The organism is Mesorhizobium sp. 113-3-9, from assembly GCF_016756515.1.
GTDB lineage: Bacteria > Pseudomonadota > Alphaproteobacteria > Rhizobiales > Rhizobiaceae > Mesorhizobium.
Genome location: NZ_AP023246.1, coordinates 7,237,852 through 7,257,957 on the forward strand (window position 1 = coordinate 7,237,852; position 20,106 = coordinate 7,257,957).

Here is a 20,106-nt window from a genome sequence, read left to right on the forward strand (position 1 = left end):
AAACTACGGTCATGCCCTTCAGCCGCAGCGCGTCAGTGAGGGTGGTGGCTTCCCGCGGATATACCCTCCTCCAATGCTTTCATACCCACAATCAAAGATCGTCGCTCAATGACCTTCAAATCTTCAGCTCATCAAAGTGGATGATGGACTACAGTCCCAAACCGTCGTCCCATCACAATGCATCCGTCGATCGCAAGCGGCTCTAACCTCTCCGGTTTTCTTCTAAAACCACATCAGCCATCTTTTCAGCCACCATGATCGTTGGAATATTTGTGTTGGCTCGGGGGCAGAATGGCATCACCGATGCGTCGGCAACCCTCAAACCGAAAACGCCACGAACGCGGCCGGACGGATCAGTCACGGCTGCCGGGTCAGAGGCCGCCCCCATCCTGCAGCTTGATGTCGGATGCCAATTGCCGGTCACGTTCTGACGGACAAACCGATCCAGTTGCCCCTCGTCATCAATCAGTTCTGAAATGGTATGTCCATCGGTTATCAAGTGTCTGATGAGGCCACGGCGCAGCCGTGGCGAGCAGTCCATGAGCAGCGCCAACACCGATGTAAGCGCGTAATTAATGCAATTGACCTTGCTAACCTGCTTGGCTCGTGCGTTCCAAGCTGATGGGAAGGGGTTGAGTGCCACGGCCGACAGTGAATCTTGCTTCAGCAGGCGGGCGATAAAACGGAATCCCTGCTTCAATCGCGCGGCGTCCCGTTCGTCGCTCAACCAGTTGAAATCGATGTCCGGTGCAACTGCGTGTGAGCGATCCTTCAGGACGATAGTTCCTGTCGAATAGGTGCGGTTGACCCAAAAATAGAGGGAGCCCAGGCGCTTGCCAAGCGGGTGCCAGGCCGACCTGGCAACCGCCGATATTGCCATATCTGTGGAAGGGCACCCGGTGTAGCCAGACGAGTAACGAGCATGCATCTGGATGTGGCCACTCACATTGGGTGCCATGCGATCGCTTAGTTTCAAGTACGACGAAACGGCGATCCCTGGGTGTTCCTGAAGGCTGCGGCCGACACCCTTCAACTCTGTAACCACTGGAATTCCGAGCTTTGCCAGTTGCTCGGCCGGGCCGATCCCGGAGCGCATTAATATAGCGGGAGAATGGATGGCTCCGGCGCAGAGGATCACAACCGAAGCGCTATATGACTGCCGACCGCAGCTGTTCTCCGTTTCGACGCCCTTTATGGCGCGTCCCGAAAAGATGAGCCGCACAACCGTCGTCTCCGACAAGATTGTCAAATTGGGCCGTGAGCGGACACTCTCGGACAAGTAGGCCATCGCAGCAGAAACCCGCTGACCGTTGCGGTTGGTCAAGGGAACAACCGAGTATCCGTCACCAAATTCACCATTGAAGTCTGGCCTGAAATGAATACCCTCATTCTCATACGCTTTGGATACCGCTCGGATAAAGCCGGACCAGTCTGATTGCCGCACACGTGTTATAGGTAGTGGGCCAGTCTTGCCGTGGAATTCGCCCTCGAAATCAAGATCGCATTCGAGGCGGCGAAAGTAGGGTAGAACCTCCTCCCAACTCCAGCCCGCTGCACCGCTCGAAGCCCAGTCGTTGTAGTCTTCGGGACCACCGCGGTTAGCCACCTGAGCATTGATGCTGGAGCCGCCGCCCATCACCCTCGCCTGCTCGTAATGAATTGTCTTGCGGCCATCCCGGACCGTGGTCGCGTCGAGTGAAGGCCATTGATAATCAGGATTGAAGTAAGCACGTGTTGGATTGCCTTCCAGGATGTCATCAGGGACGGCATTCGGGGGCGTATCAGGCCCCGCTTCGATGAGCAGTACGCGATCTCCATCGGCGGAGAGCCTGCTCGCCATGACGGATCCAGAGGAACCGCCACCGATCACGATATAATCGAAAACCAAACAAGCCTCCCAACATCCCCATGATGCTCAGACGAGGATAAACGGGCCCTATTAGGCACCCACAGCAGAGGATCACTCGTCAGGCAGAAAAATACCTGATGGTGCCGCGGGAAATCCATACTACACCCTAGTAGTTGGTGACAGACCGAGAATCAGCTAGGGTGGACAGCGGGATGAATGCCGAGATGGCCGTGTGATGGGCGAGTCACGTAGGGACTCCTTTCTGAGATGGTAATTTGCATTAAACTCCTCAGATAGGGAAATTGCCGAAGGGCTGAGGCGAGCCCTCAACGCCGACGCACATCAAGAACGCAGCGGTTTCGCAACTGTTGTCTACGAGGCAGCGATTTCGTCAAGTTTAGCCGCTACTTCCAGCTCGCGGCGACACGTTGCGCCACCCTTGGCGAGGCCGTGTGCGCCCCGCCTTCACGGCGTGACGCTCGGACAGGCGACGATCCCGGAGCGGATCTCCTATGTTCCGTGCGCGTGCTGTCCCTCATGCTAAAAGTCTCTCCCGCCTATAAGGTCGACCGTGAACTATCCGCAAGCCGTTGATGTGGCATGTTGATTGAGGCGGAGAGCGGCTTTGGAATTGCAAGATTAGCGGTTTATGGGCGCTGTTTTCCTGCAATTCGTTTTGCGATTCCCTTGTGCTGCGGAGCGTGATTCACTCGGTTCGGCGGCGGCGAATCGAGGGGACGGCGAATGTCCAGGCCACGCGAGAAGCGCGAGACGGGAAAGCAGGATCTGTTCCGCTCCAGGCTCGATCAGATCATCAACATGAAGCACGAGCTGGTGCGGCTGGCGCAGGCGATCGACTGGCCGGTGCTGGAGGAGCGTTTTGGCGCCGTCTATTCGGACGGACCGGGCATGCCGCCACTGCCGACCCGGCTGATGGCGGGGCTGGCCATCCTCAAGCACACTTTCAACCTGTCAGATGAGGTGCTGTGCGCCCGCTGGGTGGAGAACCCCTACTTCCAGTATCTGGTATGCGACGTCTCCGCCCCATTGATTTTCTTGTTGCAACGGTCAGGTGGAGCGCTTGCAGCTGGTCCTATGAGCACGTTGGGGAATCCCGGACGTGCTCATTGTGATGCGCTGATCCGTTGCGCATAGGCCCAGGGCATGAGGGCGTCGATGTCTTTGGCGAGGTGGCCATTTGCGAGGCTGATGAAGAGATCGCGCAGGTAGGCGTATGGTTCAACGCGGTTCATCTTGCATGTGCCGATCAGGCTGGCGAAACGGGCCCAATTACGGCCGCCTTCATCATGGCCGGCAAAGAGAGCGTTGCGGCGGTTCATGGCCGGACTTCTGATCGCGTTTTCGACGAGATTGGAGTCGATGTCGACGCGGCCGTCGTTCAGGAACAGCCGGAAGCCGACCTGGCGTTTCAGCATATAGGCCATGGCCTCGCCGAGGTCGGACTTGCGCGATACGCGCGCGGCCTGAACTGTCAGCCAGGTGAAGAACTCGTCCACCAGGGGGGGGCGGGACAGGTGCTGGCGGACAGCCCGGCGATGATCGGGGTCACAACCTCGGATGCTGTCCTCGATCTTGTAGAGGGCGGCGATGCGCAACAACGCCTCGTCGACGATGGGCAAACCCTTCTTCGGCTGGGACTTGATCAGTTTTCTGCGGCCATGCGCCCAGCAGAAGGCCAGCCTCAACGGATCGCCGCCCGTGCGTTTTGGCGTTGCGAGGTGGGAGTAGCCGCCATAGGCATCGACCTGGATCGTGCCGTTGAAGCCGTCGAGGATACCTGCGGCATATTCACCTTTACGCCCAGGCCGATAATGGAACACCACGCCCGGCGGCGCAGATCCGTTCCAGCCGCGGTCGTCGCGCAGAATAGCCCAGAGATAGCCAGTTTTCGTCTTGCCGCGCCCGGGATCCAACACCGGAGCCGTGGTCTCGTCGACATATAGTCGTGAGCTACCCTGTTTCAGGATCATGGCCATGTGGTCTACCACCGGCGCGATCACGGCGCCCGTCCGACCCAGCCAGTCGGCCAGGACCGTGCGGTCGATCGGCACTCCGTGTCGGGCCATGACCGCGGCCTGCCGGTTCAGCGGCATGTGTTCGGAATGCTTGGACACGGCGATCTGCGCCAAGAGGGCTTCGGTCGGCCAGCTACCTTCCAGCAAATGCGCCGGCGCCCTGGCCTGAACCACTCCCGTGCGCCCCTTGGGGCAAGCATATTTCGGGCGGATCGCGACGATCACCTGATAGCGCGCCGGGATATGATCGAGCCGCTCCGTCCGGTCTTCGCCAATCCGGACCATGTTGCCGCAACCACAGGGGCAGGCAATGCTATCAGGCTCGATCACCTGTTCGACGCGCGGCAGGCTCTGGGGCAGAGCACGCGCCTTGCGTTGCCTGCGTGAAGCAGTCTTTTCGCAATTGGCTGTGCTGGCCGCGATCTTTTCCTCGACGAAGGCGATCTGGGCCTGTGTTTCGGCAATTGCCGTCTCCAGGTCCTCCAGCGCCAGTTCCATCTGCGTCGGATCGAGCTTTTCCGATTTCGGCCCGAACTTCGTGCGGCGGTAGTCCTGAACCTGGCTCTCCAGCTTCTCGATCAGTTCCTTCAACTCGGTGATGAAGGCGTCCTTTTCAGCCACCACCGCCTGCTCATGCTGACGGGCCGCACGCTCGACCGACAGCTCGAACTGTACGGCCGCAAAGGCGTTCACCACCTCTGCAGGCAGGTCCGGGAACTGGCTGAGATCAATGGGCGCAGACATGCGCCTTCGTAGCAAATCGAAGCAAAAAAAGCCCAATAAAACAACGCCAAAACCGAACGGGTGAGTCACCCTGCCGCAGCGGGCGGCGCTACCCGCTGCGCTACCACGCGTCGCCAGTCGAGACCTTCGAACAAAGCTTCATACTGCCCCCCCGCGACAGCCGCATCGTCCCATCCTGCACTTTGGGCCAGGCAAAGCTGCCCTGTTCCAGGATTTTGTAGGTCAGCACCATTCCGGTGCCATCCCACACCAGGATTTTTACACGATTCCCGCGCTTCGACCGGAAGATCACGGTGACCCCGGAATGCGGATCAAGCTTCAACTCGGTCTGCACCATCAATGCCAGCGCCTGATGGCCACAGCGGAAGTCCACCGGCCGCGTCGCGATCAGGATCGGCAATCGTTGGCCCGCGACGATCATGCCGTCCCGCGCATCGCACGCACCAAGGCCGCAACCCGGTCAACCGGCACATCGCCGGGAACCCTCACCACGAGGTCTGCGCCTATTTCCACGGTCATGATCCCCAAAGTGATCTCGACCGGCTCCGGAACCGGCAAAGCATCGGCAGCCTCCTTCGGCTCCGTCGTAATCGCCAGGGGCACGAAGGCAGGCTCGAATGGGCCGCTATTCTCGCAAGGCACCGGCATCAGTTCCGCAGGCAGCGCCAAAGACCCTGACGCGCCTGCCGTCGCCAGTCCGAAAGCTGATGCGCAATGAGATCATGACGACGCGCAACATCAACAACCCGCGCACCGCGTTGAAGGCTCTCCGCGACAATCCGCGCCTTCAGATCATTAGGCCATCGTCGGTTTCCACGACGAGGCTCGACAACTTCGCATCGCCCAACAAATCCCTCGCCATCCGCCATGCCAAATCTCCAGCTCCTGCCGAAAACCTTCTGGCAGAAACCTCAATGTTCAGAAACAAGCGAAATCAATGGGGTGTGGGCGGCGCATACAGTATCTGTGCGGCGAGGAGTTCTTCTGCCACGCGCTGCCCTTCGACCGTTCGTCGATGACGCGCTGGCGGGACCGGATGGGCGAGGAGCGGATCGTGGCGCTCTTGCAGGAAAGCCTCAGCATCGCGGTCAAGGCCGGGGCGATGAAGCCGTCCGACACGCGCCAGGTGATCGTCGACACCACCGTGCAGCCGAAGAACGTGATGTTCCCGACCGACGCCAAGCTCATCCACCGGGCGCGTGAGCGGCTGGTGCGGCTGGCCAGGAAGACGGGGCTCAATTTGCGCCAGACCTATGTGCGGGTCGGCAAGCTGGCGCTGATCAAGCACCAGCGCTATGCCCACGCCAAGCAGTTCAAGCGGGCCAACAAGGCGCTGCGCAGGCTCAAGACCTATCTCGGCCGGACCATTCGCGACATCTCCCGCCAGGTCGCCGGCGATGCGGAACTGGACGCGCTTTTCAAATGGCCGCTCTATCAGGCCGCCACCGTTCTCGAACAGCGTCAGCGCCAGCGCGGTCGCAAAATCTACAGCCTGCACGCGCACGAGGTGGAATGCATCGGCAAGGGCAAGGCGCATATGCCCTACGAGTTCGGAGTGAAGGTGTCGGTGGCCACCACGCTGAAGCGCTCCGAGGGCGGCCAGTTCGCCCTGCATGCAAAAGCACTGCCCGGCAATCCCTATGACGGCCACACGCTTCAAAGCGTCATCCCCGACATGGAAAAGACCATCGGCAACGAGATCGGCCGCATCCTCGCCGACGCCGGCTATCGCGGCCACAACGCACCGCAGAGCCACAAGTTCAGGGTCTTCACCAGCGGTCAGAAACGCCGCGTCACCCCAGCCATCAAGCGCCAGATGCGCCGCCGCTCCGCGATCGAGCCCGTGATCGGCCACATCAAGGCCGAGCACCGTATGGGCCGCAACTACCTCGCCGGCCAGCAGGGCGACGCCGTCAACGCCATCCTGGCCGCCGCAGGCTACAACTTCTCCCTCCTGCTCAGGTGGCTGAAGGGTTTTTTGTCGCTCTTGATCGCTCTGCTTCAACTCCGGCCCAAGCCGGTCACCGCCTAGAACCCGGATTGTTCACGGGCGACTATAAGTGGACGCGTCCACTACCAGATGCCGTAGTATCGCTTTCCCGCAACCTCTAGAAGCCATGGTGTGTTCAGCGCACTGAAGGATGCATCGATATGCAAAGCAACGTTACAACCCTAGTACTACTGTGTCATAAAACTATGTTGGCAGCATGGACATCGTGGCAGACGCCGCGCCAAGGCGTGGGCGAGTCTAACCCTGACGGTGGCGATTGAATTGCTGACGTGGCGTTCGGGACGGAGCGGCGGCGCCGCGGGGTCGATAATCTTCGGGTAGCGCAGGTGCCTTGAGGAGCGGCGCTGAGCGTGGGGCTGAGGGGGGAATCAGACTCCGTTCGGAGACTAGGAATCCGTAAGCGGCGATCGCGAGCGTGGCGTGGTGATGGAAGCCGCGCCAACCTCGGCCCTCATAATGGCCAAGGCCGATCTCCTGCTTGAGTTCCTGATAATCCCGTTCGATCCGCCATCTCAGCTTGGCCTGGTCGACGAGGCCGGCGAGTTCGGTATCTTCCGGCAAGGTCGAGAGCCAATACTTGGTCGGCTCGACCTCGCCCTGCGGCCACTCGATCAGGAACCATTCCTCAGCTCGTGGCGCGGAGCGCCAGTAGTCGCGATGGGCTGGGCGGACGCGGACGGCGGCAAAGCGCGAGGCGAGCGGCGCCTTGGAGCCCTCGCGCCAGGTGACGCGGCACCAGGCGCCCTCGGGCAGCGCTTGCGCCAGGTCCTTGGCCGAAACGGGCGCGTGGTCGGCCTGGCGTCGGACGAGCGAAGGTGGGCGGCCGCGGCCGCTCCATGGCTTGGGCGGCAGCGGTTGCGTGTCCGGCGGCCACAGACGGATCGAGGACTGGACACCGACGACATAGGTCAAGCCCATCTCCGTCAGCCCGGTGCGCAAGGAGCTGTCGTTGCCATAACCGGCATCGGCCAGCACCACGCCCGGCGAGACGCCGGCCGCCAGCGCCGCCCGGATCTGCGCGAGTGCGATTTCGGGCTTGGTGCGGAAGATGACATCCTCCGGCACACCTGCCTTGGCGCGCCGGTCAGGGTCGTTGGCCCAGCCTTCCGGCAGATAGAGCTGATAGGCGACCGGCAGGCTCGCCTGTTCGGTGGCAACCGACAGACTGACCGCGACCTGGCAGTTGTCCTGCTTGCCGATCTGGCCGCAGTACTGCCGCGCCACACCCACCGAATGCTTGCCTTTCTTGGGAAAGCCGGTGTCGTCGACGATCCAGGCGCGGATCGGCCCCTGACCCTCAAGTGCCGGCAGAACCTGCGCCCGCACGACGCCAAGCACGGCATCATCCGACCAGTCCGCTTTCGCCACGAAGTGATGCAGAGACTGGTGCGCCGCCTGAACACGCCCAGGCTCCACCCGTGCCGCCATCGGCTCGACGCTCTTGCGCTCGCCTGGCAAAAGCAGCCCGGTGCAATAGGCCTTCAGCGGCGCCACCCGGTCAGCATGACCCAATGCCGAGGCGAGCGTCTCGACATAGGCCGCAAAACGCGATTCACTCGTTTCGATTCCGTCTCGGAGATTCATCGCTCCCTCCATTTGAAGCTTGAATCGCCATTCTCGCAATCAATCGTTAACGAAGTTTATGACACAGTAGTACTAGTACTACTGTGTCATAAAACTATGTTGGCAGCATGGACATCGTGGCAGACGCCGCGCCAAGGCGTGGGCGAGTCTAACCCTGACGGTGGCGATTGAATTGCTGACGTGGCGTTCGGGACGGAGCGGCGGCGCCGCGGGGTCGATAATCTTCGGGTAGCGCAGGTGCCTTGAGGAGCGGCGCTGAGCGTGGGGCTGAGGGGGGAATCAGACTCCGTTCGGAGACTAGGAATCCGTAAGCGGCGATCGCGAGCGTGGCGTGGTGATGGAAGCCGCGCCAACCTCGGCCCTCATAATGGCCAAGGCCGATCTCCTGCTTGAGTTCCTGATAATCCCGTTCGATCCGCCATCTCAGCTTGGCCTGGTCGACGAGGCCGGCGAGTTCGGTATCTTCCGGCAAGGTCGAGAGCCAATACTTGGTCGGCTCGACCTCGCCCTGCGGCCACTCGATCAGGAACCATTCCTCAGCTCGTGGCGCGGAGCGCCAGTAGTCGCGATGGGCTGGGCGGACGCGGACGGCGGCAAAGCGCGAGGCGAGCGGCGCCTTGGAGCCCTCGCGCCAGGTGACGCGGCACCAGGCGCCCTCGGGCAGCGCTTGCGCCAGGTCCTTGGCCGAAACGGGCGCGTGGTCGGCCTGGCGTCGGACGAGCGAAGGTGGGCGGCCGCGGCCGCTCCATGGCTTGGGCGGCAGCGGTTGCGTGTCCGGCGGCCACAGACGGATCGAGGACTGGACACCGACGACATAGGTCAAGCCCATCTCCGTCAGCCCGGTGCGCAAGGAGCTGTCGTTGCCATAACCGGCATCGGCCAGCACCACGCCCGGCGAGACGCCGGCCGCCAGCGCCGCCCGGATCTGCGCGAGTGCGATTTCGGGCTTGGTGCGGAAGATGACATCCTCCGGCACACCTGCCTTGGCGCGCCGGTCAGGGTCGTTGGCCCAGCCTTCCGGCAGATAGAGCTGATAGGCGACCGGCAGGCTCGCCTGTTCGGTGGCAACCGACAGACTGACCGCGACCTGGCAGTTGTCCTGCTTGCCGATCTGGCCGCAGTACTGCCGCGCCACACCCACCGAATGCTTGCCTTTCTTGGGAAAGCCGGTGTCGTCGACGATCCAGGCGCGGATCGGCCCCTGACCCTCAAGTGCCGGCAGAACCTGCGCCCGCACGACGCCAAGCACGGCATCATCCGACCAGTCCGCTTTCGCCACGAAGTGATGCAGAGACTGGTGCGCCGCCTGAACACGCCCAGGCTCCACCCGTGCCGCCATCGGCTCGACGCTCTTGCGCTCGCCTGGCAAAAGCAGCCCGGTGCAATAGGCCTTCAGCGGCGCCACCCGGTCAGCATGACCCAATGCCGAGGCGAGCGTCTCGACATAGGCCGCAAAACGCGATTCACTCGTTTCGATTCCGTCTCGGAGATTCATCGCTCCCTCCATTTGAAGCTTGAATCGCCATTCTCGCAATCAATCGTTAACGAAGTTTATGACACAGTAGTAGTTTTATGACACAGTAGTACTAGCAGGCTGTTGAAAAAGGCTCGCGACAGTCTCAGGTTCGTGATTCACTCTGACCGCGAAGATGTGGGAGTGAATCGTGGCAGTGACGGACGGACGGGCGAACTGTTCAGCTACGTGGACTTGAGGCTCGGGTTCGGCGCGATCATCTGTTGCGCCGTATTCGGGCAATTGTGAACGAGACGCTTTCGGCGCTGGAGCGGGAGTTTGCCGCGCTATCCTCGCCGATGGGCGGCCATCGTCCCGCCAGAGACGCTGCTATAGGCGTTCTATTCGATCCGCTCGGCGCGGCTGTTGATGGAGCGGCTGGAATACGACCTCTTGTTCCGCTAGTCTAGTTCGTCGGGATCGCCGTCGACGATGCGGCCTGGGATCATTGGATGTGCTCCAACAACCGCGACCGGCTGCTGGAGGGTGACATCGCTACAAAGTTCCTGAGCGCAGTGCTGGCGCAGCCCAAACCGGGAACTGAGGTTTGATTTTATAATGCAAGTGGAAAGGCCAAGAAGACCTCGGACGCGACATACTCGGACTGCGGGCCCGCCAGTTCGAGCGACGAGGAAAAAGTGGGAAGGATTGCCCGCGAGATGTTCGTCCTCCCGTCGGATTGGCGGGCGGACCAGGAGCCAAGCCCATCTTACAACTGGGTCGAACCGACTTTCGAGAAATCCTATTCACAATTATCAAGATCTAATATGTTTCACCATTTTTTGAAATTGTGTAATAAATGAATAGTAATTTCACGTTCAGATAACTCTCCTAAGGGCAACTCCGTGCTAAAGCTTTAACACCGACCTGCCAAGGACGCCGCGCCGAGCCTTAGCCGCAGCTTTGTGCGCCGTTCTGAATATTCGGTGCAAACGGTTGCGGAGAAGAAACTATGGATCACCCCCCGATCGAAGAAGTTCCCGTGCTTTCCGCAAGGGAGATAGAGTGCATACTTTGGTCAGCTAGAGGGAAATCGTCGTGGGAGATAGGACGAATACTTGGCAGGTCGGAAAACACCGTGAATTTTCATATAAAAAACGTAATGCGCAAGTTGGACACGGGCAGCAGAACGGTCGCTGTTATCAAGGCGGTAAGCCTCGGGATTATCGAACTGGAGGAAGCCCTCTGAACTGTCCTCCGGCGAGAACTTAACGAAGGCGCTTGCGCCATTAATTCCGTTGTGGTTGCCGGGGCCTCATAGTTGAGCCATGAATGCGGCCTCGCAGTGTTGAACAATACAACGAAACAACGCCGAGAGGACGTGGGGAACGCGAGTTTTTGGTCATGGCATCCTCGGGCTGGGTTTGTGTTCACATTCGCGAGGTGATCGAGACAGCCGCGGGAGGTTTTCCGCTGCAGGCGCGGTCTGAACGGCATGGCGCAACTGCCCTCAGTACGTTGGCGTCTTGGTGACGCTGCTACAGGACGCAACGGCCAAATACGATTCGGGCACAGCATCAGAGCTTACCACGCGTATCGGGGAGAGGTCTATGCCGCGCCAGCCCACGCCATATCAGTTCGATCTCAAACTGCACGATGCGAAGACCGCGCAGATGTCGCCATCGCAGGCGCTGCCCGAAGAGACGCGCCTGATGCGGACAAAGCTACCGGTGCGCCTGAACCTCGACCACGTTGGCGGAAGGCGATCCTTTATGCGCGCATCGGCGTCCGCAATCGTGAGCGGCCGCCCCCCCCCGTTCAACGGTGGGGGCGCGCCCTGATCGACGAGAAGATTCCGGCCCAACCAACTGGAGCGCCCTGCAGTATGCAATGCGCCGTCACCTAGTGGCGCTCGGCTGGTTTTGCATCGAGACGGTCTATGTCGATCTCGCCGCTCTGCTCCAGGCGGAATCGCGCGAGCGCTTTGCCCGCAACTGTCGCAGTTGGCAACAGCTCATCGAGATGTGCCGTCGATACCATGCTGATCGACGGGTCTACGCTGCGACATCCAACTTTAAGTCCACCAGAGAACAAGATCTGGTCGCGCAAATCCGAAAAAGCTGTTCAGCAGTACGCGACGCGTTCCGTTGCCTGATTGACCGGTAACCCCATGAACGAAACCGCCGTCAAGTAGCGCGATATCCCCGGCCTTGAGCTGGATTTCGCGACTAGGCACGGCCTCGAGATAAGCTGCGGAGTAGGGATATCCCGTGGTCTCCACACCCTGCGACTTTCGATCTGCGACTGTCGGCTTGTGACTCCATAGCCTCAAGTTTCCACCTTCCTCAGGCATGCTGGGATAAAAGTTGAGTGCTGCGACGGTGTTGTGCGCCACCGCAGAAAGCTCGTAATCGTTCCCAGCGCGTAAAACTTGAGCGACATCGTCGTGGGGATCCAAGGAAAATGTGCCGCTTCCGGTCCAACTGAGAGCCCGACAAACGTTAGCCCGACCGTGTTCTGAACGGGCCAGCCGCAATTCAATACCTTGTTTGTGAAGCTCGCGCTTCAATGCGTCGAATACGGCTCGGACCGGGTCAACTAAATTGCCAAAAAGGGCGTCAACGTGCGGCCGCGCATTTTCCGCCTCCTTGAAATAGGTGGCCGCATCCTTCCTGTAGTGGGATGCACCGACATATTGCCCCGGCACGCCATCTTTGCGCTCGTTGAGACCGGGACTGCCAAAAAACTTCGTAGTGATGTCCTCGGCTACTTCGGCGCTGAAAGCTTGCTTAATGTGCAGAGCCGTGATCTCACCTTTCAGAACTGAGATGATCTCCGCAGTGCTGATCGAGCCGGTTCGTTCTTTGATTATAAGAGGCGAGATGGCCGGCGTCTGAGCTACTTGGTTAGTCGCCATTTGTTTTCTCCTGTAGTGCCTGATCGAGGATGGCAATGCCGTGATCAAGTTCGTCATCTGAGATTGTTATCGGCGGAAGGACTTTGATGACGTCGCGATTTGGCCCGGAGGATTCGATCAGCAGGCCGTTTTCGAACGCGACATCGTGCACACGGCCAACAACGGCCTGTGACCGGCACTTAAGGCCGGCCATCAGACCACGGCCGCGCTTTTGTTCGATGCACTTGGGGAATTTCGCAACGAGGCGATCAAGGTGTTCTTGCAGTTTGATGGCCGTCCCCTCGACGGCCGTAGTGAACTGCCTATCGGACCACATTGTGCACATGGCCGCGGAAGTCACGAAGGCGAGATTATTGCCTCTAAAGGTCCCGCTATGTTCTCCCGGTTTCCATATGTCCATGTCGGGGCGAATCAGAACTATGGACAACGGATTGCCTGAACCGCTTAGCGATTTTGAAAGACACACGATGTCGGGCTCGATTTTCGCGAACTCGAACGAGAAGAAATCGCCCGTTCGTCCCGAACCTGCCTGAATGTCATCGACGATGAAAACAACGTCGTGCTTACGGCAAATGCGCTGAATTTCTGCGAGCCAAGGTGCGGATGCGGTGTTCATGCCGCCTTCTGCCTGGATGGGCTCCAGGATGATTGCGGCCGGCTTTTCTATCCCGCTGCCTGGGTCGCCCAACACGTGATCAATGTAACTCGCGGAATCGAAAGTTTGGTTCGGATAGTTCTCGTAAGGGACACGGATCACATCGTGGCGAGCAACGCCGCCAAGCTGTCTGGTTGACGCTGAACCCGACACCGCCAAGGAGCCGAGCGACATGCCATGGTACGAATTTGTGAAGGCCATGACACTCGAGCGGCCGGTATATTTTCGCGCCAGCGCCAACGCCGCTTCGTTAGCGTTTGTCCCGGTCGGCCCAGGAAACTGTATCTTGTAAGAAAGGCCTCGCGGCTTCAGGATCGACTCGACAAACACTTCGATGAAATCACGCTTTGCAGCTGTATACATATCAAGCGACAAGACGATATTTTGATCGGCGAGATATTGAATTGCCGGCGCAATGATATCCGGGTTGTTATGGCCGTAATTGAGCGCGCCGGACCCAACAAGGAAATCAATATAAGGTTTTCCGGACTCGTCCCAGATTGTCGCCCCAAGAGACTTTGTAAAGACTGTTGGAAAGGATCGCCCATAGCGACGAACGTTAGACTCGTAAGCTTCAAAAACGTCGATATCCATTAAGGGGCCTCTCTGTATGCTGCTTGCGATCAACGCTGCAGGTTCTATGTTCACGCAGTCCAAACCATTGATTTCGACGATTAGCTGCGGCCAATCTCTGCCTTAAAGCGAACGTATCATGGTCAGCGACTTGCATTCGCAAAGAGTCTGTAAACTTGTTTGACGAATCTGTTGCAACGCTTTGGATAGCGATAGCGTGACAGTCAATACCCGCCTTGCGGCAACGCTATCCGCGGCGTTGTTGGCGGGGGCGACTGACATAGCCGCACCGGTTTTTCCAAGCATGACTGCAACCACGATGCTTGGGTATTTCTCTATGTCGGCCGTGACGGGATTCTTGCCGACGAGTAGCTGTGACAGATAGCAATTTCTCTGCTTCGATGTGACGGCGAGACCGGTGCTCGCTCGAGTTTCGTTTTGGAACGCGGACGAGCCAGACCGCGAACTGGCGACAGAACTGGAGCTGACCGCGGCCTCTAATCGCGGCCGTGGCAGCTGGCGGTGATGGGGCCGTTCGCTGGGCGGCGCGTTGGCCAACCCCTAGCTTCGCGGCGTCTACAATGCCTCAGTCGGCCCTCGCGAGGTGACGGCCGCACTGCAGGCCACGGGCCGAGCACGCGAGTGGTGTTCGCGCCCCACGAGCTGACGCAGACGGCGCTGCTTCGAGAAGGCGCCATCGTAGCGGTATCGACAACCCCGGTGTTCGCCTCCGCACTCGTGGTGACGATGGCGCGGCTTTTGGAGCGCAGCACGACTAAGAGTTCCCACCCTTACACTGGTCAACATAAAAACGCTGGCTCTGGCGACGCCACTGGCGATGTGTCCGATGCCGCTTTTTCTACGCAAGGTTTCGCTCTGTCCGACATCCGACAATTGTTGGATGTGAGACAGGGCGTCAAATCCGCTAACCCGGTGTTTTAATCCAATCTTCCTCTCTGGCACGCTCTATGCAGCGCGACTTGCGAATGCATCAGCAAGAAAATAGTCCCATGATCACACTCACTGCAAACGCGCTCGCCGCTGTTAAGGCCGCGCTTTCCCGCGCCGACGAACCGGCGGAAGGCTTTCGCATAATGGTCGAGGCGGGCGGCTGCGCCGGCCTCAAATACCTGATGGGTCTGGAAAGCGTCTCGCGCGAGGGCGATGCCATCATGGAGACGGACGGGGTCAAGGTGTTCGTCGACGCAAACTCCCAGCTCCATCTCGCCGGCATGACCGTTGACTTTGTCACGGACCTGCAGACCTCGGGCTTTGTCTTCGACAATCCCAATGCGCGGGACAAATGCGCCTGCGGCAAGTCCTTTGGCTAGCCGCCATCACGACAAGGATCGGCGCCCATGCGGGACGACACCGACAACGTCTACCTCTTCAGCGACAAGCTCTATTTCATCAACCCGAAAAATGTCGGCGCTTTGGACACCCCCAATGCGGCCGGCGAGGTCGGCGCCGTCGCCTGCGGCGACGGGCTTAAATTAATAATGGGTTTCGACCCCAGGACCGAGACGATTACTGCCGCAACGTTCCAGACCTTCGGCCGCGGCTCGGCCATAACCGCTTGCTCGACATTTACCGAATTCATCGTCGGCAAGACCATCGATGAAGCCCTTCAGATCACCGATCGGGACATAGCGGATTTTCTCGGCGCCCTGCCGCCGCACACGATCTACTCATCGCTCGACCGCCTCATCCTGGAGCGCGGCTTGCGGCTGATGAGCGAGTTCTTCCGTGCTGTGAGACAGGCTTTCGAGGAGACGCCAGGATTCTCACGCCTCGTCCTCGTCAAGGCATCATCGCCATGAGCGACGTGATAGAGGCGTTTCTCGTGATGACAGGCTTCGAGGAGCTGGAGCACCTTCCCCGCAGCCTTCCCACGCTGAAACCTAATTCTGCGTGGGGTTCGGGCGAGTGGGTTTTCGGCAACGAGCCTCGATGGTGGAACGAGCTGCAAGACGTGCAGTGGGTAATTTCCCACCTTATGCCGTGTCTCCTAAGCCAGCAGAGATGCTCCCTTGCTCACTCGAAGGCCGCTTAAGCAATGTCATATGCGGTTAAGGAAATATTCTACACCCTTCAAGGTGAAGGACGAAATGCCGGGCGGGCCGCCGTATTTTGTCGTTTCGCCGGCTGTAACCTTTGGTCGGGACGTGAAGGCGACCGGGCAAAAGCATTCTGCGGATTTTGCGACACCGATTTCGTTGGGGTAGATGGCCCCCGTGGCGGACATTTTAACACCGCACGGGAGCTTGCGTCGGCGATCGAACAAGCCTGGCGCGGGTCGGGAGCTGGGCAGCGTTTTGTCGTGCTCACCGGAGGGGAACCCCTCCTCCAGATCGATGAAGAATTCCTGGAAGCGCTGCATTCCTTGGCGTTTGAAATTGCCGTGGAGACCAACGGGACCATTCCCACACCCGCCGGCATCGACTGGCTGTGCGTCAGTCCGAAATGCAATGCGCGCCTCGTGGTCATGGCAGGGGACGAGCTAAAGCTTGTATATCCTCAGATTGGCGCGGAGCCTGAACATTTCGAAGTTCTCGCGTTTGAGCACCTTTTGCTTCAGCCGATGGATGGGCCCGAGCGCGAGGCGAATACGGCCGCCGCAGTAGCCTATTGTCTTGCCAACCCACGTTGGCGCTTGAGCCTTCAAACCCACAAACTTCTCGGGATCCCATGAAAATTACGCAAGCTTTCACCTTCGAGGCAGCGCACTGTCTTCCGCGCGTGCCAAAGACACATCGCTGCCACCGCATGCATGGCCACTCATACCGTGTGGAACTGCGTCTGGAAGGGCCCGTCGATCCAGACACGGGCTTTGTCATCGATTTCTTCGATGTCGAGGCTGTCTTCGGACCGCTTCTGCAACGTCTCGACCATCAGCATCTGAATGAGGTTGAGGGTCTCGGCAATCCGACAGCGGAAAACATTGCGGTCTGGATCTGGAACCAAACCAAGCCGCTTCTTGGCCAAATGTGCTCGGTATCGGTCTATGAGACGCCGCTGTGCTGGGCTGAATACGAGGGTTGACCCGATGCAACGAGATCCGGGAACCGCACTCGTCCTTTTCTCCGGCGGCCAGGATTCGACAACCTGCCTGGCTTGGGCGCTGGAGAACTTCGAGCGCGTCGAGACAATCGGCTTCGACTATGGGCAGCGGCATCGGATCGAGCTCGATGTGCGGCCTTACCTGATCGAGCGCATTCGAACAGACTTTCCGGCCTGGCGTGGTCGACTGGGCGAGGACCACATGATTGACATGGCCGTACTCGGTCAAATCAGTGATACCGCGCTCACGCGCGACGTCGAGATCGCACTGAACGCGAACGGCATAACAAATACCTTCGTGCCTGGCCGCAACCTTCTGTTCCTCGGCTTTGCGGCCGCGATAGCTTACCGGATGGGCGCGAATCACCTCGTAATCGGCGTGTCCGAGACGGATCGTTTCAGCTACCCGGATTGTCGAGATGACGCAGTTAAGGCGATGCAACTTGCCCTGAACCTTGGAATGGAAACGCGTTTCGTCATTCACACACCCCTCACGCAGTGTGACAAGGCGCAGACCTGGGCGCTGGCGGATTGGCTGGGCGGCGAGGCGCTGGTGAAGCTCATCTGCGAAGGAAGCCACACCTGCTATAGCGGAGACCGCGAGCATAGACATAGCTGGGGTTTCGGTTGCGGTACTTGCGTCGAGTGTAATCTTCGCGCAGCAGGATGGGAGCAATTCCGATCCTGCAAAGAGGCACCCGTGACCGCCCATGAAATGACGTGAGCGCCAAGATCCAGGCTGACGGTGGCAATCTGTTCCATAGATCGTTTCCTTCTCTTTGTGATGTTCAGCACGACCAGGTACGCGCCTTCGATGCCGTTTCGAAGGGCTGTTCCATACCATCGACTTTGATGATCTTCGCCGTTCGCATGGTGCTGTTTCGTGGGGGAGTTCAGCACCACGGCGAGCAGGCTGCGGTTGTTATCCTTGATCCCGGTCGGATTTGATCGTGGAGCGTACTGCCAAGAAAAAAGGGGGAGGTTGTGGTTTCGACGAGAGGCAGTTGATGCCCGAGCCTGCCCTTATGTGGAGGATCGTCCATGCAGTCCATCACCAGCATGGCCGCACCACTGGCATCATTGAACGAAGAATGACGACCTCATCGGCAATCGATGCCAGCGCCTGCGTGAGCTGGCACGGGCGCAGACGCCTGCGGCGACGCGATGTTGCGGATATCCCTCCCCTGGCCCCGCCTCGGGCCAATCAAAGGATTCCTGATAGCGCCTTCGATCTGGCAATGCTCGTGCGTTCAGTGAATGCGCGCGCCGCCTTGATGGCGATCATCACAGCCTCAGTGTCGATTGACGAAATGGATCTGCTCGACCGCCGGAAGACAATCGAGCAGGTAGCCCAGCAAGGTCGACTCATGTGCCGTCGAATTGAAAGGCGGCTGCCGTCATGAAGGATACGCGCGACCGCATCAAGCGCCGGGGCAAAGCCCCCCAATGAATCAGAATGGCGAAAGTATTGATTGAGGTCCAGAAAGCAGCGCCCATTGATGTCACACAGATTGGCGCCTTCGCGTTGCAGCGCGCGACGCGGCTTCGGATCGCACAGCCGCGGCGCGGGTGGCGCCATCGGAAAAAACCGGGCTCCGATTGGGCGTCAGGCTGCGCGGAGATTCGTGCAATATGTCAGGCCTCCCTCGAAGAATCCGGAGACCTACGCCTCTTTCGCCGGTGACATGGCATTTGCACTTCGAAGGCGTCATTCACGAATCACATATGGAGGCGGCTGATGAACAGGCCAACGATCGCCGATCTGGCGAAAGCCGCGGGCGTAAGTGTTTCCACGGTCAATAGGCTCTTGCACGGAACTGGCACACTGCGACCGCAGACGGCCGACCTCGTCCTGAGCGCAGCGCAGCAGATCGGCTTCCGCAGTTCGGGGCCGCTGCACGAACGCAGGCGGGACAATCTCCCGCATCGGCGCTTGAGCTTTCTCATGCAGCAATCAAACCGGCCGCTCTGTCAGATCTGGGCCGAGGCGCTTCTCAGTGCCTGCGCGCGACGCACAGATGCGGTTATTGAGCCAGACGTTCTGTTCGAGGACGACCCTTCCCCCGAAGCGGTTGCTGCCAATCTGCTCAAGATAGGCGGAAGCGCCAATGCAATCGCGGTGATCTCGGCCGATCACCCGCTCGTCGGCCAGGCGATTGACGAGTTGCGCGTCAAGGGCGTTCCGGTGATCGCCTACGTCACCGACCTGTCCGCCGCCAGCCGGGCCGGCTTTGTGGGAACCGACAACTGGAAGGCCGGCCGCACCGCCGCATGGTTTATCAGCCAGACGTCCGGTCGGCCCGGCAAGGTCTTTCCTCTCATCGGCAGCAACCGTTATCAGTTCCAAGACATCTCGGATGCGAGCTTTCGCTCCTACATGCGCGAGCACGCGCCCGAGTTCCATGTCAGCGAAACCCTCCTGACCCATGAGACGCCGAGTAACGCCTATGCAGTCGTTCGCAGGCTGATAGCGGAGGAGCCGGAGCTCAGGGGCATCTTCGTCAATGGCGGCGGCATTTCCGGCGTTCTGCGTGCTATGCGCGAGCTCGCTGCGGAGCAGCAGTGCAAAATCCGGGTCGTCTGCCGCGACATCGGGCCCGAGACACGCAAGGAATTGAGGGAAGGCTTGATTACTGCTTCCTTGTGCCATCCCGTCGACAGGATGCCTGAAGAACTCATCGACGTAATGCTGCGAATGATCGAACGCACGGACACACGGCTAATCGAACAGCGGATTGTTCCGTTCGAGATTCTCACGCCAGAGAGCATTTGGACTTAAGAATCGGAAGAGCCATCGTCGTCCGGATAAGGTCATCCGTGCCGCTGCGAAGCGAACCGCTTCGTGGAGTAAAACTGGGGCGCAAAGGGCAGCTCGGCACTCATGATCCTCGTAGCAACCGAAATAGGCCAGGAGGACGAGGAGATAGAAATCCCCGAGGAAGACGATCTTGTCGAGAGCTGGACCCACGCTTGCGCCAATGACCAGGCTGCATCGGCCGTCGGCGCCGATTTGCGCTGCTTGTGGCGCACCACAACGTCCACCTTATAAGCGCGTCGACCGAGGCAGCGCACCGGGCGATCTATAGAGAACTTGTCTGTTCGCCCCGTGACTATCGCAGATATGTCGAGCTGTTTCATAACAAGCAATTGAGCCGATTTCGCCTGAGTGAGGCGCCGACGCACAATGATGGCGCGGATCTCACGGGCGAGCTTGGCTTTCGGGG

Annotated in this window: 18 protein-coding genes and 5 pseudogenes; 14 read left to right on the plus strand and 9 right to left on the minus strand. The window is 59.5% G+C overall.

Annotation, left to right across the window (positions count from 1 at the left end):
* Nucleotides 1-202: 202 nt before the first annotated feature.
* Nucleotides 203-1,888, minus strand: a complete 1,686-nt coding sequence (locus tag MesoLj_RS34560) for a GMC family oxidoreductase (RefSeq protein ID WP_202324283.1) — start codon at nt 1,886-1,888, stop codon at nt 203-205.
* 705 nt (nt 1,889-2,593) lie between these two features.
* Here MesoLj_RS34560 and MesoLj_RS34565 point away from each other — a divergent pair.
* Nucleotides 2,594-2,875 (plus strand): annotated as a pseudogene (locus MesoLj_RS34565) (transposase); the annotation flags it as partial.
* A gap of 98 nt (nt 2,876-2,973) precedes the next feature.
* Here the strand turns inward: MesoLj_RS34565 and tnpC are convergent.
* The 3 genes and pseudogenes from tnpC to tnpA form a co-directional block, all read right to left on the minus strand.
* The gene (gene tnpC / locus MesoLj_RS34570; protein ID WP_202327594.1) at nt 2,974-4,629 is read right to left on the minus strand and encodes an IS66 family transposase; all 1,656 of its coding nucleotides are present in this window, start codon (nt 4,627-4,629) and stop codon (nt 2,974-2,976) included.
* A gap of 100 nt (nt 4,630-4,729) precedes the next feature.
* Nucleotides 4,730-5,050 (minus strand): IS66 family insertion sequence element accessory protein TnpB, encoded by a 321-nt coding sequence (gene tnpB, locus MesoLj_RS34575; protein ID WP_202324285.1) that lies wholly within the window; start codon nt 5,048-5,050, stop codon nt 4,730-4,732.
* Nucleotides 5,047-5,498: pseudogene (gene tnpA / locus MesoLj_RS34580) on the minus strand (IS66-like element accessory protein TnpA). The gene tnpB and the pseudogene tnpA overlap by 4 nt, the downstream one beginning before the upstream one ends.
* An 89-nt stretch (nt 5,499-5,587) precedes the next feature.
* Between tnpA and MesoLj_RS34585 the strand changes: the two are divergent.
* Nucleotides 5,588-6,661: pseudogene (locus tag MesoLj_RS34585) on the plus strand (IS5 family transposase); the annotation flags it as partial.
* Between the two features lie 216 nt (nt 6,662-6,877).
* Here the strand turns inward: MesoLj_RS34585 and MesoLj_RS34590 are convergent.
* Nucleotides 6,878-8,224, minus strand: coding sequence for an IS701 family transposase (locus MesoLj_RS34590; protein ID WP_202323969.1), 1,347 nt, complete (start codon nt 8,222-8,224; stop codon nt 6,878-6,880).
* A 148-nt stretch (nt 8,225-8,372) separates the two neighbouring features.
* Nucleotides 8,373-9,719, minus strand: coding sequence for an IS701 family transposase (locus MesoLj_RS34595; RefSeq protein WP_202323969.1), 1,347 nt, complete (start codon nt 9,717-9,719; stop codon nt 8,373-8,375).
* 162 nt (nt 9,720-9,881) lie between these two features.
* Here MesoLj_RS34595 and MesoLj_RS34600 point away from each other — a divergent pair.
* From MesoLj_RS34600 to MesoLj_RS34610, 3 genes and pseudogenes are all read left to right on the plus strand, one after another.
* A pseudogene (locus MesoLj_RS34600) lies at nt 9,882-10,270 on the plus strand (transposase); the annotation flags it as partial.
* 443 nt (nt 10,271-10,713) lie between these two features.
* A pseudogene (locus MesoLj_RS34605) lies at nt 10,714-10,926 on the plus strand (helix-turn-helix domain-containing protein); the annotation flags it as partial.
* Nucleotides 10,927-11,287: 361 nt separating this feature from the next.
* Nucleotides 11,288-11,518: a hypothetical protein gene (locus tag MesoLj_RS34610; RefSeq protein WP_202324290.1), complete on the plus strand. Its 231-nt coding sequence runs from the start codon at nt 11,288-11,290 to the stop codon at nt 11,516-11,518.
* Between the two features lie 233 nt (nt 11,519-11,751).
* Here MesoLj_RS34610 and MesoLj_RS34615 read toward each other — a convergent pair whose 3' ends face one another.
* Nucleotides 11,752-12,594, minus strand: coding sequence for a 2OG-Fe(II)-dependent halogenase WelO5 family protein (locus tag MesoLj_RS34615; protein WP_202324292.1), 843 nt, complete (start codon nt 12,592-12,594; stop codon nt 11,752-11,754).
* Nucleotides 12,584-13,843: a diaminobutyrate--2-oxoglutarate transaminase gene (gene ectB, locus MesoLj_RS34620; RefSeq protein WP_202324294.1), complete on the minus strand. Its 1,260-nt coding sequence runs from the start codon at nt 13,841-13,843 to the stop codon at nt 12,584-12,586. Before ectB ends, MesoLj_RS34615 begins: the two co-directional genes overlap by 11 nt.
* 621 nt (nt 13,844-14,464) lie before the next feature.
* Here ectB and MesoLj_RS34625 point away from each other — a divergent pair.
* The 9 genes from MesoLj_RS34625 (at nt 14,465) to MesoLj_RS34665 (ending at nt 19,661) form a co-directional block, all read left to right on the plus strand.
* On the plus strand, nt 14,465-14,764 hold the full coding sequence (locus MesoLj_RS34625) for a hypothetical protein (protein ID WP_202324296.1): 300 nt from the start codon (nt 14,465-14,467) through the stop codon (nt 14,762-14,764).
* 68 nt (nt 14,765-14,832) lie between these two features.
* Nucleotides 14,833-15,153: a HesB/IscA family protein gene (locus MesoLj_RS34630; RefSeq protein ID WP_202324299.1), complete on the plus strand. Its 321-nt coding sequence runs from the start codon at nt 14,833-14,835 to the stop codon at nt 15,151-15,153.
* Nucleotides 15,154-15,180: 27 nt separating this feature from the next.
* Nucleotides 15,181-15,642 carry an iron-sulfur cluster assembly scaffold protein gene (locus MesoLj_RS34635; protein WP_202324301.1) on the plus strand — a complete coding sequence of 154 codons (462 nt, stop codon included), beginning with the start codon at nt 15,181-15,183 and terminating at the stop codon, nt 15,640-15,642.
* A gap of 236 nt (nt 15,643-15,878) precedes the next feature.
* On the plus strand, nt 15,879-16,514 hold the full coding sequence (queE, locus tag MesoLj_RS34640) for a 7-carboxy-7-deazaguanine synthase (RefSeq protein ID WP_202324303.1): 636 nt from the start codon (nt 15,879-15,881) through the stop codon (nt 16,512-16,514).
* On the plus strand, nt 16,511-16,864 hold the full coding sequence (gene queD / locus MesoLj_RS34645; RefSeq protein ID WP_202324305.1) for a 6-carboxytetrahydropterin synthase QueD: 354 nt from the start codon (nt 16,511-16,513) through the stop codon (nt 16,862-16,864). Before queE ends, queD begins: the two co-directional genes overlap by 4 nt.
* A 4-nt stretch (nt 16,865-16,868) precedes the next feature.
* On the plus strand, nt 16,869-17,606 hold the full coding sequence (queC, locus tag MesoLj_RS34650; protein ID WP_202296260.1) for a 7-cyano-7-deazaguanine synthase QueC: 738 nt from the start codon (nt 16,869-16,871) through the stop codon (nt 17,604-17,606).
* Nucleotides 17,603-17,830 (plus strand): hypothetical protein, encoded by a 228-nt coding sequence (locus tag MesoLj_RS34655; RefSeq protein WP_202324307.1) that lies wholly within the window; start codon nt 17,603-17,605, stop codon nt 17,828-17,830. The genes queC and MesoLj_RS34655 overlap by 4 nt, the downstream gene beginning before the upstream one ends.
* Before the next feature lie 2 nt (nt 17,831-17,832).
* Nucleotides 17,833-18,285, plus strand: a complete 453-nt coding sequence (locus MesoLj_RS34660; RefSeq protein ID WP_202324309.1) for a hypothetical protein — start codon at nt 17,833-17,835, stop codon at nt 18,283-18,285.
* 335 nt (nt 18,286-18,620) lie between these two features.
* Nucleotides 18,621-19,661 (plus strand): LacI family DNA-binding transcriptional regulator, encoded by a 1,041-nt coding sequence (locus MesoLj_RS34665; protein WP_202324311.1) that lies wholly within the window; start codon nt 18,621-18,623, stop codon nt 19,659-19,661.
* A gap of 32 nt (nt 19,662-19,693) precedes the next feature.
* Here the strand turns inward: MesoLj_RS34665 and MesoLj_RS34670 are convergent, their stop codons facing one another.
* Complete coding sequence (locus MesoLj_RS34670; protein ID WP_244730591.1) at nt 19,694-20,065, minus strand: helix-turn-helix domain-containing protein; 372 nt, start codon at nt 20,063-20,065, stop codon at nt 19,694-19,696.
* Nucleotides 20,066-20,106: the final 41 nt, after the last annotated feature.

Bases quoted from the DNA above. Each gene is read 5' to 3' on its own strand.
- tnpC (WP_202327594.1), bottom strand. From the start codon at position 4,629: ATGTCTGCGCCCATTGATCTCAGCCAGTTCCCGGACCTGCCTGCAGAG.
- tnpB (WP_202324285.1), bottom strand. From the start codon at position 5,050: ATGATCGTCGCGGGCCAACGATTGCCGATCCTGATCGCGACGCGGCCG.
- MesoLj_RS34590 (WP_202323969.1), bottom strand. From the start codon at position 8,224: ATGAATCTCCGAGACGGAATCGAAACGAGTGAATCGCGTTTTGCGGCC.
- MesoLj_RS34595 (WP_202323969.1), bottom strand. From the start codon at position 9,719: ATGAATCTCCGAGACGGAATCGAAACGAGTGAATCGCGTTTTGCGGCC.
- MesoLj_RS34610 (WP_202324290.1), top strand. From the start codon at position 11,288: ATGCCGCGCCAGCCCACGCCATATCAGTTCGATCTCAAACTGCACGAT.
- MesoLj_RS34615 (WP_202324292.1), bottom strand. From the start codon at position 12,594: ATGGCGACTAACCAAGTAGCTCAGACGCCGGCCATCTCGCCTCTTATA.
- ectB (WP_202324294.1), bottom strand. From the start codon at position 13,843: ATGGATATCGACGTTTTTGAAGCTTACGAGTCTAACGTTCGTCGCTAT.
- MesoLj_RS34630 (WP_202324299.1), top strand. From the start codon at position 14,833: ATGATCACACTCACTGCAAACGCGCTCGCCGCTGTTAAGGCCGCGCTT.
- MesoLj_RS34635 (WP_202324301.1), top strand. From the start codon at position 15,181: ATGCGGGACGACACCGACAACGTCTACCTCTTCAGCGACAAGCTCTAT.
- queE (WP_202324303.1), top strand. From the start codon at position 15,879: ATGTCATATGCGGTTAAGGAAATATTCTACACCCTTCAAGGTGAAGGA.
- queD (WP_202324305.1), top strand. From the start codon at position 16,511: ATGAAAATTACGCAAGCTTTCACCTTCGAGGCAGCGCACTGTCTTCCG.
- queC (WP_202296260.1), top strand. From the start codon at position 16,869: ATGCAACGAGATCCGGGAACCGCACTCGTCCTTTTCTCCGGCGGCCAG.
- MesoLj_RS34665 (WP_202324311.1), top strand. From the start codon at position 18,621: ATGAACAGGCCAACGATCGCCGATCTGGCGAAAGCCGCGGGCGTAAGT.